General features: G+C 67.3%; 14 protein-coding genes and 1 pseudogene. 7 read left to right on the top strand and 8 right to left on the bottom strand.

Annotated features, from left to right (window positions below; translation table 11 throughout):
* Positions 1 to 20: 20 nt before the first annotated feature.
* Genes BIU82_RS16125 through BIU82_RS16115 form a run of 3 tightly spaced genes read right to left on the bottom strand, consistent with a single transcriptional unit; the run spans position 21 to position 2,688 of the window.
* Entirely contained in the window at positions 21 to 1,037 is a 1,017-nt protein-coding gene (locus tag BIU82_RS16125; protein WP_070350478.1) for an ABC transporter ATP-binding protein, read from the bottom strand.
* Entirely contained in the window at positions 1,034 to 1,870 is an 837-nt protein-coding gene (locus BIU82_RS16120; RefSeq protein ID WP_253182816.1) for an ABC transporter permease, read from the bottom strand. The genes BIU82_RS16125 and BIU82_RS16120 overlap by 4 nt, the downstream gene beginning before the upstream one ends.
* Positions 1,867 to 2,688 (bottom strand): ABC transporter permease, encoded by an 822-nt coding sequence (locus tag BIU82_RS16115; protein ID WP_253182815.1) that lies wholly within the window; start codon positions 2,686 to 2,688, stop codon positions 1,867 to 1,869. The genes BIU82_RS16120 and BIU82_RS16115 overlap by 4 nt, the downstream gene beginning before the upstream one ends.
* A 117-nt stretch (positions 2,689 to 2,805) precedes the next feature.
* Between BIU82_RS16115 and BIU82_RS16110 the strand changes: the two genes are divergently transcribed.
* A complete protein-coding gene (locus BIU82_RS16110) occupies positions 2,806 to 3,831 on the top strand; it encodes a LacI family DNA-binding transcriptional regulator (protein WP_070350477.1) in 1,026 nt (341 codons plus the stop codon).
* A 94-nt stretch (positions 3,832 to 3,925) separates the two neighbouring features.
* On the opposite strand, the gene BIU82_RS16105 is transcribed toward BIU82_RS16110, so the two are convergent.
* Together BIU82_RS16105 and BIU82_RS16100 are read right to left on the bottom strand one after the other, a co-directional pair.
* Positions 3,926 to 4,546: a histidine phosphatase family protein gene (locus BIU82_RS16105; protein WP_253182814.1), complete on the bottom strand. Its 621-nt coding sequence runs from the start codon at positions 4,544 to 4,546 to the stop codon at positions 3,926 to 3,928.
* Positions 4,547 to 4,550: 4 nt separating this feature from the next.
* A complete protein-coding gene (locus BIU82_RS16100; RefSeq protein ID WP_070350476.1) occupies positions 4,551 to 5,639 on the bottom strand; it encodes a LacI family DNA-binding transcriptional regulator in 1,089 nt (362 codons plus the stop codon).
* 167 nt (positions 5,640 to 5,806) lie between these two features.
* Here BIU82_RS16100 and BIU82_RS16095 point away from each other — a divergent pair, with 167 nt between their 5' ends.
* From BIU82_RS16095 to BIU82_RS16070, 6 genes and pseudogenes are all read left to right on the top strand, one after another.
* Positions 5,807 to 6,667, top strand: a complete 861-nt coding sequence (locus BIU82_RS16095) for an ABC transporter substrate-binding protein (protein ID WP_253182826.1) — start codon at positions 5,807 to 5,809, stop codon at positions 6,665 to 6,667.
* Positions 6,668 to 6,744: 77 nt separating this feature from the next.
* Positions 6,745 to 7,533, top strand: coding sequence for an amino acid ABC transporter permease (locus BIU82_RS16090; protein WP_070350474.1), 789 nt, complete (start codon positions 6,745 to 6,747; stop codon positions 7,531 to 7,533).
* Positions 7,530 to 8,318 carry an amino acid ABC transporter ATP-binding protein gene (locus tag BIU82_RS16085; RefSeq protein ID WP_070350473.1) on the top strand — a complete coding sequence of 263 codons (789 nt, stop codon included), beginning with the start codon at positions 7,530 to 7,532 and terminating at the stop codon, positions 8,316 to 8,318. Before BIU82_RS16090 ends, BIU82_RS16085 begins: the two co-directional genes overlap by 4 nt.
* Positions 8,318 to 9,403: a Gfo/Idh/MocA family oxidoreductase gene (locus BIU82_RS16080; RefSeq protein WP_253182813.1), complete on the top strand. Its 1,086-nt coding sequence runs from the start codon at positions 8,318 to 8,320 to the stop codon at positions 9,401 to 9,403. The genes BIU82_RS16085 and BIU82_RS16080 overlap by 1 nt, the downstream gene beginning before the upstream one ends.
* Before the next feature lie 7 nt (positions 9,404 to 9,410).
* A pseudogene (locus BIU82_RS16075) lies at positions 9,411 to 10,625 on the top strand (FAD-binding oxidoreductase); the annotation flags it as partial.
* 129 nt (positions 10,626 to 10,754) lie between these two features.
* Positions 10,755 to 11,813, top strand: coding sequence for a LacI family DNA-binding transcriptional regulator (locus BIU82_RS16070; protein WP_253182812.1), 1,059 nt, complete (start codon positions 10,755 to 10,757; stop codon positions 11,811 to 11,813).
* Between the two features lie 30 nt (positions 11,814 to 11,843).
* On the opposite strand, the gene BIU82_RS16065 is transcribed toward BIU82_RS16070, so the two are convergent.
* The 3 genes from BIU82_RS16065 to BIU82_RS16055 form a co-directional block, all read right to left on the bottom strand.
* Positions 11,844 to 12,887 carry a LacI family DNA-binding transcriptional regulator gene (locus tag BIU82_RS16065; RefSeq protein WP_139146667.1) on the bottom strand — a complete coding sequence of 348 codons (1,044 nt, stop codon included), beginning with the start codon at positions 12,885 to 12,887 and terminating at the stop codon, positions 11,844 to 11,846.
* A 90-nt stretch (positions 12,888 to 12,977) separates the two neighbouring features.
* Positions 12,978 to 14,312 carry a NosD domain-containing protein gene (locus tag BIU82_RS16060; protein ID WP_070350469.1) on the bottom strand — a complete coding sequence of 445 codons (1,335 nt, stop codon included), beginning with the start codon at positions 14,310 to 14,312 and terminating at the stop codon, positions 12,978 to 12,980.
* Between the two features lie 21 nt (positions 14,313 to 14,333).
* Positions 14,334 to 15,905: a glycoside hydrolase family 32 protein gene (locus BIU82_RS16055; RefSeq protein WP_083292389.1), complete on the bottom strand. Its 1,572-nt coding sequence runs from the start codon at positions 15,903 to 15,905 to the stop codon at positions 14,334 to 14,336.
* Positions 15,906 to 15,912: the final 7 nt, after the last annotated feature.

Here is a 15,912-nt window from a genome sequence, read left to right as displayed (position 1 = left end):
TTTCGGGTTGGGTGAATGCGTTAGTTTGCGAGCGGAACGAGGTCTGCCGGCCGGATGGCCGCGGTGATTTCGCTGCCGGGTTCAAGCCGGATGCCGGACGCCAGGCCGGAGTCCGCGCGGACGGCGGCGAGGAGGTCGACGGCGGTGCCGGAGGCGTCCGTGGCGGTGGCCCGGACCATCACATCCACGCCCCGGTAGGCGATCTGGGTGATGACCGCCGGGAGGTTGTGGGCCCCGCTGTTGAGGGTGGCGCCGCGTTCCAGGAGTTGAAGATTCTCGGGACGGACCGTGGCCTGCGGGTGTTCGGAGGTGGCGAAGAAGTTTTCGTAACCCATGAACTCGGCCACGAAACGGTTGGCGGGGCGTTCGAAGACGTCCTGTGGGGTGCCCTGCTGCATGATGTGTCCGCTGCGCATCAGCACCATGACGTCGCTCATTTCCAGGGCCTCTTCCTGGTCGTGGGTGACCAGGACAACCGTCAGGCCGGTCTCCTGCTGGATGCGTCGGATTTCGGCGCGCATCTGGAGGCGCAGCCGCGCGTCGAGGTTGGACAGCGGCTCGTCCAGCAGCAGGATGTCCGGGCGGATGGCGATGGCGCGGGCCAGGGCGACGCGCTGCTGCTGGCCGCCGGAGAGCGCCTTCGGACGGCGGTCCGCCAGATGCCCCAGGCCAACCATGTCCAAGGCTTCGGCTACGCGCTTGCGGCGTTCCGGGGCGGGAACCTTCCGCAACTTCAGGCCGTAGCCCACGTTGTCCGCCACGGTCATGTGCGGGAACAAGGCGTAACTCTGGAACACCATGCCGAGGTTCCGCTTCTCCGGGGGAAGCCGGGTGGCGTCCTTGCCGTTGATGAGGATGGAGCCCGACGTCGGCTGGGCGTACCCGGCGAGCATCCGCAGCGTGGTGGTCTTGCCGCAGCCGCTGGGGCCGAGCAGGGTGGTGAGCTTGCTGCTTTCGATGTCGAGGTTGATGCCGTCGACGGCGGTGAAGTCGCCGAAGACCTGGCTGACGTCGCGCAACTGCGCTGCAATGGTCATTTGTTGATGCCTCCGAAGATTGTGGCGAAGCCGACGGCGCGCTCAGCGATGAATGCGAAGACGATGGTGGCAGCCAGGATCAGCGTGGACATGGCGGCGATCATCGGGTCGTAGGATTTCTGGACGTAGTCGAGCATCGAAACGGGCAGCGTGCTGAAGTTGCGGCCCTGCAGCAGCAGGGACAGCGGCACGTTGTTGAACGAGGTCACGAAGCTCAGGAGCGCTGCCGAGACGATGCCCGGGCGCAGCAGGGGAAGGGTGACCGAGGTGAAGACCTTGAACGGGCCTGCTCCGAGACCACGGGCCGCTTCTTCGACGAAGGGATCGGCCAGGGACAGCGCTGCCCCGGTGACGCGCACGGCGTAGGGAATCAGCAGGGCGGTGTGGCCCACCAGCAGCGCGGTGAAGGTGGAGGTGCCCAGGCCGGCGATCAGCTGCTGGTAGAGGGCCAGGCCCACCACCAGTTCCGGGACGATAAGCGGCGAAAGGAACAGCCCCTGCACCCAGCCCTTGCCCGCGAAGTTGCTCCGCTGCAGGGCCAGGGCCGCCGGCACGCCGATCACCAGGGCCAGCAGGGTGGCCAGCACCGCCAGTTGCGCGCTGGATGCGAGCGCGGACATGAACGGCTTGTAGGAGACCGCGGCACCGAACCACTTCAGCGAGAAGTTCTCGGGCGGAAACTGCAGGCTGTCGCCGCCGGAAAAGGCTGCCGCAACCACGAACAGGATGGGGACGATCATCACCACATAGCCGATGACGGCGAGCGTGCCGAGCACGGGGCGTCCGCCGGTTTTCTGCATGGTCGGCTTCGGGATGGCCAGGCGGATGCTCACGAGGTCTTCCCCTTCCGGGAACCGAGGGCGGTGGACACTCCCGAGACCGCGAACACCAGCACGGTCATGATGAGCGCGACGGCGGACGCGGCCGCCCAGTCGATGCTCACCGTGGAGTAGTTGAACAGCTGGGTGGCGAGCATGCGCTGGTTGCTGCCGCCCAGGAGGTACGGCGTGGTGTAGGCCGTGGTGGCGCCGGCGAACACCAGCGTGGCGGCCACGATCACGCCCGGAATGGAGAGCGGCAGGGTGACCGTCCACAGCACCCGGGTGCGTGAGGCACCCAGGCCGCGGGCGGCGTCGTCGAGCCCTGCATCAACCTGGGCCACAGCGGAATAGCAGGACACGATCGCCAGCGGCAGGAACAGCTGGAGCAGGCCCAGCACAATCGCCGTCTCCGTGTAGAGGAGCTGCGGGGCCGGCAGGCCGATGGCGGAGATGACCTGGCCGATCACGCCGTTCTGGCCGAGCAGCACGAGCCAGCCGTAGGTGCGCACCACGTTGCTGAGCAGCAGCGGGAAGATGGCGAGCGCCAGCAGCAGCCCGGACCAGCGCGAAGTGGAGCGGGCCAGCAGGAGGGCGATCGGGAAGCCGATCACCAGGCACAGCGCCGTGACCAGCAAGCCCAGGCCCAGGGTGCGTCCGATGATCGTGAGGTCGTACGGATCCTGGAGCATCCTGCCCAGCCGAGCGAAGACCTCGGCGGGGCCGATGCCGGGCGGAGCCAGCAAGAGCATCACGGCCGGCAGGCAAAAGCCGAGCACGATGAAGAGCAGCCCCGGCCCAAGGAGCAGGAGCGAAGATTTCTTTGACAGCACCCGGAGGTTCTCCGTTTCGAGAGGCGATGCGGCAATTTATGAACGCGGTTGTACAACCGGTTTCATCCCCTAAAGTAGGGTACACATGAAGAAGTCCAAAGCGGAAGGTATGACCGAATGGTGACGCTGGCAGATGTAGCCGCGCTGGCGGGTGTCTCCAAGGCCACGGCCTCCCGCGCAATGAACCAGCCCCAGTTGCTGGCCCCCGAGACCCGGGAACGGGTTGTCGCGGCCGCCACCGAGCTGGGCTTTTCCGCAAACCGCGCCGCCCGCGCCTTGGCGAAGGGGTCCACCGGGCTCGTGGCCTTGGTGGTGCCGACCCTGGAGAACAGCTTCTTCACCCCGATCATCCAAGGCGCACAGCGCGCCGCGGAGTTGGGCGACCTGCACGCCACGGTGAACGTGCTCGGCGCCGAAAGCGACGCCGAACAGGAACGCCTGCTGCGCCTTGCCGAACAGGTGGACGGATTCGTCCTCGCGTCCCCGCGCGCACCGTCCGATTTCCTGGCCACCTTGTCCGGACGGAAACCCGTGGTCACCGTGGACCGGCAGGTGGAAGGCATCCCCTCCGTCATCGCGGACACCCCCACCACCCTGCTCGAGCTCGTGTCCCGGCTGGTCGCCGAAGGCCACCGCAGGATCGCCTACGTGAGCGGACCGGCCGGGTCATGGATGGACCAGCGCCGCCTGGCCGCCGTCCGGACCGCCGCCGGCGAGGACTGCCACGTGGACGTCATCGGCCCGCTCCCGCCGCTCTTCACTTCCGGCGTGGAAGTGGCCCGGCAGCTTTCAGGCTCCGGCGCCACCGCCGTCGTCGTCTATGCGAGCGCCATCTCGCTGGGACTGATCTTCGAACTGCAGCGCCAGGGCGTGCCCGTCCCGGGCGGGCTCACCATCGCCAGCGCGGACGACCTCGCAATCGGCCCGCTCTCCGAGCTCGACATCACCGCCCTGCAGGTGGACGGCGACCTCCTCGGCGAAACCGCCATGGAAACCCTGCTGGACATGCTCCGCGGCGGCACACCCAGCCCGCTGCACCGGCGGGTGGAAGTCCCGCTGCGCTGGACCAGCTCAAGCCAAAGCACTGCGCCCAACGGCAGGAAGCCGAGCGGACGACGGCGGGCGGCAGGGCCGGCGTCGTAGCTTCCGGGCGGTCGGGGCCGCTGGAATCGATGGTTCCCTTCGAAAACGATGATGCGCACCATCGACTGCGAAGGGAACCATCGATTTGGAGGCCTCAGCGAAGGTGGTCGATGTCGTTCAAGCTCACGAGCTGACGGTCATGGAAGAAGTCATCCTCCCGCAGGTGGGTAACGCCGCCCGGGGAAACCTTGAACTTTACGTAGCCGGCGCTTTCAAGCGGGAGTCCGATCCAGGCTGCAATGAGGTAGTTCACCGTACCCCCATGGCTGACCACGATCGCCTCCGAATAGCCGCGGTCAATGATCCGGTCGAGGGCCGCGTACGCCCGCCCGCCAAATTCCAAACGGGATTCCGATCCCTCCACACCATCGCGATGCCGCATCCGGTCGCCGTTTTGGGGTGGAGGTTTGAAAGGAGTTGAACCGGGCCGGGTACCTTCGGCCTCCCCATAGCATTGCTCCCGGAGATCCCCGTCGAACACGACGTCCACGCCCAGGGTTCGGGCAATCGGTTCGGCCGTTTGCTTCGCACGCCGAAGATCGGACGAGACCAGCAGGCAGCTGGACCCGGAAACCCGTTTGCCCAGTTCCGCGGCAAGTCGTCGGGCATCATCCATGCCACGAGCGGTCAATGAAGAGTCATACCAGCCACCTACAAGATTCTCGACATGGTGTGTCGCCTCCGGGTGGGTGACAAGGTACAGGTTTCGCAGCACCGCTTCAGCCCTCCGGAACCGCCGCAGCCACTGCCCGCGGCGCACCGACCGAACCACGCTTGATGAGGCTGGCAGCCAGCTCAGGCGCGGGGGCGGGCTTGCGCCCTTCGATCTGCCGGATCAGGGCGTTGGCCGCGGCGGCACCCATGTCGTACACGGGTTGTGCGATGACGGTCAGGGGCGGCGTGGTCAACCTGGTCCAGGCGAAGTCGTCGTACATCAGGAACGAGACGTCATCCGGAATGGACAGCCCGAGTTCCTGGATTGCCTCGATCACGCTGAGTGCGATGAGGCTGTCGGACGCGACGACGGCGGTGGCCGGGTCCGGCATGAGGAGAACCTCGCGCGTGATGTTCCGGATGGAGGCGGCGTCTCCGGCGTTCAGCCTCACCAGCTCGCCGGAAAGCTCCAGGCCTTCTTCGCGCAGCGCCCTGCCCATGCCTTCCAGGCGCTCGGTGATCTGGGAGGAGTCCAGCACCATGCCGTCAACGTACGGCCCATCGGTTTTGATGGTGGAGATGAACGCGATCCTGCGGTGGCCGGCGCCCAGGAGATACCTGGTGGATTCGTAAGCCATGTCCGTCATGTCCACGGCCAAGGCCTGCGCGTCCAGGCCTTCCGCCGCGCGGTCCAGGAGCACCAGCGGACGCCGGGCCTCCTGGATCCGCTGGAGGTGCCCGGTGTTGAGGGACGACGCCGGGGCCACGATGAAGCCGTCCACGCGCTTGTCCAGGAGGACCTGCACGGCATCGACCTCGGCAGCCAGGTCTTCGTCCGTGTTGATGAGGATGACGTTGAATCCCGCCTTCTTGGCGATGTCCGTGATGCCGCGGGTGGCGAGGCCGAAGTGCGGGTTTTCGATATCGCCCACCACCACGCCGATGGTGTGCGACTTGCCCGTGTTCATGCTGCGCGCCAGCTCGTTGGGTCGGTAGGAAAGTTCCTCCGCCGCGGCGAGGACGCGCTCCCGGACGTCGTCGCTCACCGCACCGTAATTGCCCAGGGCACGTGCAGCCTGGGCCTTGGAAACCTGCGCTGCTTTCGCGACGTCGGCGACTGTGACGTCCCGCCGCCGCGGACTGTTGCTGCTCATATTGGCCTTCCGGAAGGGCCTTGACGGCCACTGTGGCTTAGGTTACATTTCTAATCAACCCCGCTGTGAGTCCGGTCTCAATCCTAGCGGGTGAGACCGGACTCAACAAGGAATCTCCACCCCAAAGGCTTCCAACGCCTCCGTTCCCATGATTGGAAAACGCTGTGATCAAACGACTGAAGTTCCGCCCGGGAGTGATCGTTGTGGCAGCCGCCGCAGCCCTCCTGGCCCTCACCGGCTGCGGCGGCTCCACCCCCGCCGCAAGCTCGACGGCGGACAACCCCTACGGACTCATCCAGCCCGGAACCATCCGGGTCGCCAGCCTCGGCGACTCCAAGCCCTACACCTTCGCCGACGCGTCCGGTAACTTCACGGGCTTCGACGTCGAACTCTTCAAGGACGTGGCCAAGCGCGCCGGCGTGGACAACGTGGTCTTCACCGGCCAGGACTTCTCCGGCCTGCTCGCAGCCGTGGCCAACGGCCAGTTCGATGTGGGCGTGGCCGCCATCGGCATCACGGACAAGCGCAAGGAAACCGTGGACTTCTCCAACGGCTACCTGGCGGGCTACCTCACCGTGATCACCACCAAGGACTCCGGCATCAAGGACGCCAACGGCCTTTCCGGCAAGCGGCTCGGCGTCGTCCAGGGCACCCTGCAGGAGGCCTACGCGGTGAAGAACTTCACCTCCACCAACCTTGTCCGCTTCCCGGACAACAACACCGCCATCGCCGCCGTGAACAACGGCTCCGTGGACGCCCACTTCCTGGACTACGAGGCCGCCAAGTCCTACGTCCAGCAGCACGGCCTGGTCAGCGCCGCGGACATCCCGTCCTTCGACGCACCCGCGGGCTTCGCGATCGCCAAGGGCAAGACCGCCCTCAAGGCCGCACTGGACAAGGGCCTGGCCGAAGCCATGGAGGACGGCACCTGGAAGAAGCTGTACCAGAAGTGGTTCCCCGGGTCCCCGATGCCCGCACAGTACCTGCCCAAGGCTGAGCAGACAGCCACCCCCGCGCCGAGCAAGTAGGCGCTGCCGAATGCCCGGGCGGGCCGGCAACCACGGCCCGCCCGGTCACCCCAAGCTAACGACGTCTGAGAGCAACCATGGACTGGCTCAATACCCTCACCCGAACCTTCTTCGACTTCGGCGCAATGGCCGAGGTCCTCCCCCAGCTCCTCGGAGTGGGGCTCCTCAACACCTTGATCATCTCGATCGCCGCCACCGCCATCGGCCTCGTTCTCGGCATGGTGGTGGCCGTCATGGGCATCTCGCAGTCCCGGTGGCTGCGCATCCCGGCCCGCATCTACACGGACCTTTTCCGCGGCCTGCCCGCTATCCTCACCATCCTCCTGATCGGCCAGGGCTTCGCCCGTTTCAGCCAGTCGATTTTCGGGCCGTCCCCGTACCCGCTGGGAATCATCGCCCTCAGCTTGATCTCCAGCGCCTACATCGGCGAGATCTTCCGCGCCGGCATCCAGAGCGTGGACAAGGGCCAGGGCGAAGCCTGCCGCGCACTCGGCATGGGCTATGCCAAGTCCATGGCACTGGTGGTTGTCCCGCAAGGCATCCGCCGGGTGCTGCCCGCGCTTGTGAACCAGTTCATCGCGATCGTGAAGGACTCCTCGCTGGTGTACTTCCTCGGCCTGCTGGTCAGCGAGCGCGAGCTCTTCCGCGTGGGCCAGGATGCCGCGGTCCTCTCGGGCAACCTTTCCCCGCTGGTCCTCGCCGGCATCTTCTACCTGGTGATCACCGTCCCCCTCACCCACCTCGTCAACTACTTCGACAATAAGTTCCGCACCGGCCGCCGTCGTCCGTCCGCTCCCACCAGCGGACTGAAGGAAGTCAAGGAACTCGACGCGGCCTCGCCGCTCATCTCCGGGAGCAACACATGAGCCTCGCAAGCAGCACCAACAACAGCCCCGGCACCAGCAGCCCGGTAGTCGAGACCTTCCACGGCTCCTCCCTGGAGCTGAAGAACCTCACCATGGCGTACGGAGACATCGAGGTGCTCCGCAATGTCAGCCTCACCGTGGCTCCCGGCACCACCACCTGCATCATCGGGCCCTCGGGCTCCGGCAAGTCCACGCTGCTGCGCGGCATCAACCGCCTCCACGAACCCAAGAGCGGGGACGTACTGCTCGCCGGTGAAAGCGCACTGCAGGTGAAGCCGGACATCCTGCGCCGCCGCATCGGCATGGTGTTCCAGCACTTCAACCTCTTCCCGGACCACACCGCACTGGAAAACGTGGCCTTGGCACTCTGGAGCGTCAAGGGCATGTCCAAGGCCGAAGCCCGGGAACGCGCCCAGCGCCGCCTGGCCGAAGTGGGTCTCGCCGAACGCGCGGACCACCGGCCCCGCGACCTCTCCGGCGGCCAGCAGCAGCGCGTCGCGATCGCCCGCGCGCTGGCCATGGAACCCGAAGTCATGCTCTTCGACGAAGCCACCAGCGCCCTGGACCCGGAGCTCGTCAAGGGCGTCCTGAACCTCATGGCGGGCCTCGGCAAGCGCGGCATGACCATGGTGGTGGTCACCCACGAGATGGGCTTCGCCCGCAAGGTGGCGGACCAGGTGGTCTTCATGGATGAAGGCGAAGTGGTCGAGGCCGGCACCCCCGCGGACCTTTTCGACAACCCCAGGAGCGAGCGCCTGCAGCGCTTCCTCTCGGAGGTTTTGTGATGACCGGTCTTGCGATGGCGACGTCGTCCGCGCCCCTCCGGACCGCCGTCGTCGGCTTCGGGGTATCCGGCAAGGTCTTCCACGCCCCGCTGATCGCGGCGGACCCGGACTTCTCGCTGGACGCGATCGTCACGGCGGATCCGGAGCGGGCTGCGGAAGCCGCGCGCCTGTACCCTGCCGCGAAGATCTTCCCGACGGCGGACGCCCTGTTCGGCGCGGCAGGTGACCTTGACCTCGTGGTGCTGGGCACGCCGCCGTCGGGCCATTTTGACCTCGCCTCCGCGGCGATCGCCCGCGGTCTGCATGTGGTGGTGGACAAGCCGTTCGTACCGGCTTCCGCCGAAGGCGAGGAGCTCCTGCGCCTGGCTGCCGACGCCGGCGTGCAGCTCACCGTGTTCCAGAACCGGCGGTGGGACGCCGACTTCCTCACCCTCCGCAAGCTGATCGCGGACGGCGCGCTCGGTGACATCCGCACCTTTGAGTCGCGCTTCGAATGGTGGCGCCCGGAAGGCTTCGGCAACTGGCGCGACGCCGCCACCCCTGCCGAAGGCGGCGGCCTGCTGCATGACCTCGGCGCGCACCTGATCGACCAGGCCATCCAGTTGTTCGGCCCGGTCGCCGAAAGCTACGGCGAAACGGCCAATCACGGACCCAATCCGGACGGCGGCGAAAGCGAGGCCTTCGTGTCGCTCCTGCACGAGTCCGGCGTCCGCTCCCGGCTCTGGATGAACGGCGTCGCCGCCCGGACGGGGCCGCGCTTCCACGTGCTCGGATCCGCCGCGGGTTACACCAAGTGGGGCCTGGACATCCAGGAGCCGCAACTCGCTGACGGAATCCTGCCGACAGACCCGGCCTACGGCGTCGAAACGGAAGAGGCGTGGGGCGTCCTCGGCGCCGGCGGCCGCGACACCGCGGTTCCGGCCGAGCACGGCGCCTACCCCGCCTTCTATGCGGGCCTTGCCCGGGCGATCCGCGGAACCGGCCCACTCCCCGTCGACCCGCGCGAATCCCTCGAGGTCCTGCGGATCATCGAAGGCCTCCACGCGTCTTCCCGGCAGCCATCAGGCTCGGCCTCCGGCGCGTAGCGCCCACCATTCCACTGACGAAGATTTGACGAAGAAAGGGAGAACCATGTCCTCCACCTCCCCCAGGAAGCACGTCGCGGTGATCGGCGGCGGCATCCTTGGCACCTCCACCGCCGCGCACCTCGCCAAAGGCGGCGCGCAAGTGACGCTCGTGACCGCCGGCAGCCTCGCCGACGGCGCCTCCGGCCGTTCGATCGCCTGGCTGAACTCCTCCGGCGCCCGGTCCGCCGACTACCACTACCTGCGCATGCTCGCGATCGACCGCTACCGCACCTGGAGCAACCGCCACCCCGAAAGCCGCAGCTACATCCGCTTCGACGGAGCCATGAAGTGGGCCGGCCCCGGCGAAAGCTTCCGCGAAACCTACGCGTTCGAGCGCGCCGGCGGGTATGACTCCGCCTGGGTGGAACGCGCCGACGTCGCCCGGGTGGCTCCTGACGTGAACCCCGACGCCGTTGCGGAGGAAGGTGCCATCTACAACGCGGGCGAGGGCTGGGTGAACATGCCCGACTTCGTGCCGGTGCTCGCCGCCGAAGCGGAAGCCCACGGTGCCCGGGTGATCCAGGACGCCGGGGAGGTGCGGGTCGATGTACAGGCAGGCACCGCCGTCGGCGTCATCCTTGGCGACGGAACACGCCTCGCCGCCGACGAGGTTGTACTCGCCACCGGCGGCCACGTTCCGGCGCAGCTCGCGGCGCTCGGCGTCACGGTCCCCGATGCCACGCCCGCAGCCTTCGTACTGTTCACCGACCCCGTGGACCTTGACGTACGGACCGTACTGAACACTCCGCGCGTCGCTGTCCGGCCCTTGCCGGACGGCCGGCTGGTGCTCGACGCCGACTGGGCCGAACAGACCGTGGTCACCGAGGCCGACGGCTCGTTCACCGTGCCGCAGGAATCGGTGGAAGGCCTGCTCAGCGAGGCCTCGAAGGTCCTCGCCGGGAACCCGGTGCTGACCGCGCAGCGGGTGGGCGCCGGGCTGAAGCCGATTCCGGGCGACGGCGAACCGGTGGTCGGTCCCGTCCCCGCGATCTCCGGGCTCCACATGCTGTTCACCCACTCGGGCGCCACCCTGGGCCTGATCCTCGGCGAGCTGCTGGCCGAGGAGATCATCAGCGGAACGCCGTCTCCCGTGCTGAAGTCCTTCCGCCTGGACCGCTTCGACGCCGGTGCCGAGGACGCGGTCAGCGCGGGCACGGGGGCCTGGGCTCCGGTCCTGTAGCTTCCGGGCGGCACGGACCACTGGAATCGATGGTTCCCTCCGCAAACGATGATGCGCACCATCGATTGCGAAGGGAACCATCGATTCAGGGCCGGAGGGGCGCGCGGAGATGCTCGGTAAACTTTCCGGATGCGCAGCTTCGCGCAGCACCAAGACTTCCAACAGGGGCGGCCAACGATGACGACGATGGTGAAAGTGGCCGAACTGGCGGGCGTCTCGATTTCCACGGTGTCGCATGTGCTCAACGGAACCCGCCCGGTCAACGAGGACACGCGGCAGCGCGTGCTGGATGCCATCAAGGAAACCGGCTACCGGCAGGACGCGCTGGCCCGGTCCCTGCGGCGTTCGAAGACGGACAGCATCGGGCTCATCGTCTCGGACAGCGGTGAGCCCGCGTTCGCGGAAATGGTCCGCGGTGTTGAACAGGCCGCGGCCGAGCAAGGCTGGACCTTGCTCCTGGCCAACTCCACCGAGGACCCGGAACGCGAGGCGCGGGCGGTCCAGGCACTGCTGGAACGCCGCGTGGATGGGCTCATCCTGGCCCGGGTAGCAGGCTCGGACCCTGGACTGCTGACGGACTTCGGCGGCAAGGGCACGCCCTTGGTCCTCCTGGACCGGCTCGCGGAGTTGCCTTTCGACCAGGTGGGCGTCGAGAACGAAGGCCCCATCACAGAAATCGTGCACCACCTGGTGGAACGCGGCCACGAACGGATCATGCTCGTTGCCGGTGACACCCGCGTGGCCACCCTCGGCGAGCGCCGCGACGCGTTCCTACGCACCGCCCCGGCGGCCGGCCTGGTCCCCGAGCACCAGGTGGTGGTCGCCGCGGAGGACACCGCAACGCTCGTTGCCGGGATCCGTGAAGCGCTCGACGGCGGCAAGCAGGCGGAGCGCCCCACCGCCCTGATCGCGTGCAGCACGGTAATCGCGGCAGCTACCCTGCGGACCGTCAAGGAGCTGGGGCTGCGGATCCCTGAAGACCTTGCCGTGGCTGTCTTCGACGGCTTTGAGCATCCGGACCTTTTCGAGCCGAGCCTCACCACCATCCGCCAGCCCGCGTTCGGGATCGGCGTCAAAGCCGGCGAGCTGCTCGCCCGCAGGATCGCGGACAAAGGTGCCGAACCCGCCGTCGTACGCATGGAACCCTCGGTGGAGTACCGCTCCTCAACGGAACACCGGATCCGCTAAGCCGCCGCGGCCCCTAAGCCGCCGGGGCCGCTAACCTGCCGGGGCGGCCACGGAATCCCGGGCCACAAGCGGGCAGTCCACCACGGTGGGCTGCCCGGCGGACTCCGCCAACTCGATCTTGCCTTCGATCGCGTCAATCAGGTGCTGGGTGGCCCAGGCACCCATCTCGTAGTGCGGCAGCGCCACGGTGGTCAGGGCCGGGTACAGGTTCTCGGCGATGAGTTCCTGGTTGTCGAAGCCCACCACGGACAGATCCTGCGGGATCCTGATGCCGAGCTGGTTGGCGGCGCGGTACAGGCCCATGGCCATGCGGTCGTTGTAGCAGAACACGCCGGTGGGCCGGTGCGGGCCGGCCAGCAGGCGCATGGCCGCCGTGTAGCCGCCGGGCACTTCGGAGTGTTCGGACTGGACCAGTTCGGGGTGGAACGTCAGCCCGGCGTCGGTGAGGGTTTCCTCGAAGGCGCGCAGCCGCGCGTGGGTGGCGGGGACGTCGTCGGTGTTGTTGATCATGCCGATCCTGGTGTGCCCGGCGTCGATCAGTACCTGCACGGCGGTGCGGGCGCCGCCTTCCTCGTCCGGGACCACCGAGGCAATCGAGCCTCCGATGTCCTCCGAGTCCACCAGCACCGCGGGAATCCCGCTGAGGTTCCGGGGGATGGTGAAGCGGCGGTGGTACATGGTGGCGTAGAGGATGCCGTCCACCTGGCGTTCCAGGAGGGCGGCGACGTCGTTCTCCCGCGACTCCGGCGAACCGGTGCTGGTGGAGTTGATGATCATGATGTTGTAGCCGCGTGCCTTGGCCGTCACCTCTGAGCCGAGGATGAGCCGGCCGGCGTGCGGGGTGGTGGCGATTTCTTCGCTGATGAAGCCGATCATGCCGGAGCGCTGGGTCCGCAGGGCGCGGGCCAGGCGGTTGGGTCCGTAGCCCAGCCGGGCCGCCGTCTCCCGCACCTTGTCCCGGGTTTCGGCGCTGATGCGGGCGTAGGAGACATCGTTGAGGACGTGGGAGACAGTGGTGACGGACACTCCGGCTGCGGCGGCAACGTCCCTGATGCCCACTGTCTTGTTGTTCAACATCTCTCCCACGTCGTCATGGCTGCTGTCCGGCCGGGGCGCGGGCCCCGGCCGTGACTAGCAGTTTATGCCGCGATGGGAGCGTGCGGCCTAGGCGCCGATGCCGGGCGTGTACCGCAGGGCGTTGACCGTCCTGTCCGCGATGACCTGGGCCTCGGTCCCGGAATCCAGGACCGTGTTCCGGGCGGACGCGGGATCCACCAGGACCGCCGTGACCGCCAGCCCGTCCGACGCCGCCGTGGTCAGCAGCGCGTCCACCTGGGCGGAGAAGCAGGAATCGCTCGAGGCGGCGCGGACATCCAAAGCCACCACGTGGTTGTTGGAGACGAAGTTCCCGCTCCCTTCGAGCAGCCGGATGATCACCGGCGTCGCGCCCGCCGGGCGGATGCTTTCCGCATCGACCACCTCCGAGAAATGGTTCCCGACGACGGTGTTGTGGTTGCCGCTGATCCGGAGCAGTCCGCTGGGGTCGTCCACGCCGTTGTCGACTCCCAGGAACGGTGTCCACGGTTCGTGGTCGCGCAGGAAGTGGTTGGTGGCCACGAGGTTCTCGGAGCTGTTGTCCGCCAGGACCACCATGCCCGGGTAGAAGGAGTGCAGGCGGTTGTTGGTGACGCTGGAGCGAGTGACGCCGCTGAGGTGCACGCTGCTGGCACCGCGGGGGAACACGTTGTTGGCGGTGATGAGCAGTCCGCCGTGGTTTTCGGCGTAGATGGAGTGGCCCTTGAAGCCTGCCCCGATCAGGTTGTCGGTGACCTTGGAGGCCTGCCCCCAGCCGCGCAGTTCGATGCAGCTGCCGCATTCGGCGATGAAGTTGTCGTGGATGGACAGCGCGTCCGCGTGGTAGATGGTCAGGGCGTTCTCGAGGTAGATGAAGCCCATGCCGGTCACGCGGAAGGAGTCGTTGGCGTTCGCCACGTAGATGCCGGTCTTGCCGTTGACGTAGCTGTTCTCCGCGGGCAGTCCCGAGCCGTCATCGGTGAAATGCAGGCCGTCGATGCAGAAATTGGCGAATTCCACGGAGCTGATCCGCGGGCTGCCCATCCGTTCCACGTAGAACGCGGCACCGGCCGCCTCCGCTGAGCCGCCCGGCAGGTCCACGAGGATGCGGCTCCCGCCAGGCCACAACTCATGAAGCCCGGGCCATTCATCCTGCGGGACATTGAAGCGGATGCTCGACGAGGTGAAGCCGTGCCCCGAACCCTGGATCCGGAGGAAACTGACGTCGATCACCACCTGGGTGCGCAGGCGGTAGTCCTCCGGCGGCAGGTAGATCACGGCACCCGGCTTGCCGCCGTCGTTCACGTCCGCCTCGCCCTGGCGCTTCTTGATGTCGGCGATGATGCTGTTGATGACCTCGCCGACATCCTCGGAGGGGTTGCCGATGGGCCAGTCGGTGACGTCGTAGTAATTGCTGCTGGACATGGTTCTTCCTTTGTGTGCCGTTCAGGCGAGGGTTGAGACGGTGAGTTTCCGGATGGTTGCCGTGCCGCCCTCCACGGACAGCAGGAACTCCTGGCTGCCGCCGGAAGGGAAGACAAGATCGCTGATGACCACCGCGCCGCCTTGGGCGAAAACCTCCACCGAGCACTGGTCGACGACGATCTGCAGCTTAAGCACGCCGTCCTCCAGGACGAGCGGGGCTGATTCGGCCGAGGCGAACTTCGGGTTGAACGCAGTGTTTCCGGAGTGCCGGCGGTCGAGGGTGAGGAGGCCGCCAGCGGGTTCGTAACTGAGGATGGTTCCCTCGCCGCCGTCGCTGCTTCCGAGGAGCCGGAACGCGATGCGCCCGGCGTCGCCGGGGAGGATTTCCGCCTCGATGACGTGGGCGCTGCCGGGAACGGCGTCCGGCAAGCGGATGTTCGAATCCCGCAGTTCGACATCGCGGCGTTCAAAAGCGTCCCCTGAAAGCTCGCCCAGAACCGGCCGCTGGACCAGCCGCACGGAACCGCCGGCCGTCGTCAGGCCCAGTTCGCGCGCGAGCGTCATCGAGGAGCGCCACGGTGCGGTGGGCAGCTGGTTGGCGTAGTCCCAGTTGTTCATCCAGCCGACGATGATGCGCCGGCCGTCCGGGACCTCGCTGAAGGAGACGGAGGCGTAGCAGTCCCGCCCCCAGTCCAGCCAGAGGCAGTCCCGCAGGGCGGCGGCTGCTTCTTCGGGATCGGCGACGGCGGACACTCCCCCGGGTGCCGCGAGGGAACCGGCGTCCGGAACGAAACGGACGCCGTCGAACTCTCCCACGAAGTACTGTCCCCCGGAACCGCCGGCCACCGCGCCCGGGTTGACGTTCACGATCAGCACCCAGTGGATGGTGTCCGGGTCGCCGTCCACCGGCAGCGGGAAAAGGTCGGGGCATTCCCACTCGCCGGCGTCAGCGTTGGCGGGGCCGAAGTCGCTGAGGAACTCCCAGGATTTCAGGTCCTCCGAGCGGTAGAAGAGCACCTTCTGCTCCTGCGCTTCGACGGCGGCCATTACCCAGTAATCCCCCTGTTCGCCCTGGTAGCGGAACACCTTGGGGTCGCGGAAGTTCGCCGAATGCCGGGTGAGGACCGGGTTCCCTTCGTACTTGTGCCACGTCATGCCGGCGTCCGTGCTGTAGGCGAGGGACTGGGCCTGCGTGTCAGCATGCGTGCCCGCCTTGAAGAAGCTCGTGTACACGGCCACCAGGGCCGGAGCCTCCGCCGTGCCGAAGCCGGAGGTGTTGCCGTGGTCCACCACCACGCTGCCGGAGAACACATCCTCCGTCGCGTCGCAGGGAATGGCCACCAGGTGTTCGGTCCAGTGCAGCAGATCGCGGGAGGTGGCGTGGCCCCAAGACATGTTGCCCCAGACGTTCCCGTGCGGGTTGTTCTGGTAGAAGAGGTGGTACAGGCCCCCGTGGAAGACCAGGCCGTTAGGATCGTTCAGCCAGGTGTCCCGCGCCGTGTAGTGGATGGCGGGCCGGAACCCGGGAGTTCCGTCGCCGCTTGTTTCCTCCGGCGCGGTTTCCGGGCGGGTGGCATCAAGGCAGCTGGACATGTCTTGG

The sequence above is a fragment of the Arthrobacter sp. SW1 genome, from assembly GCF_001766675.1.
In the GTDB taxonomy this organism is placed as follows: domain Bacteria; phylum Actinomycetota; class Actinomycetes; order Actinomycetales; family Micrococcaceae; genus Arthrobacter.
Note: the sequence above shows the minus strand (reverse complement) of the source record. Positions and strands in the feature narration are given on the sequence as shown.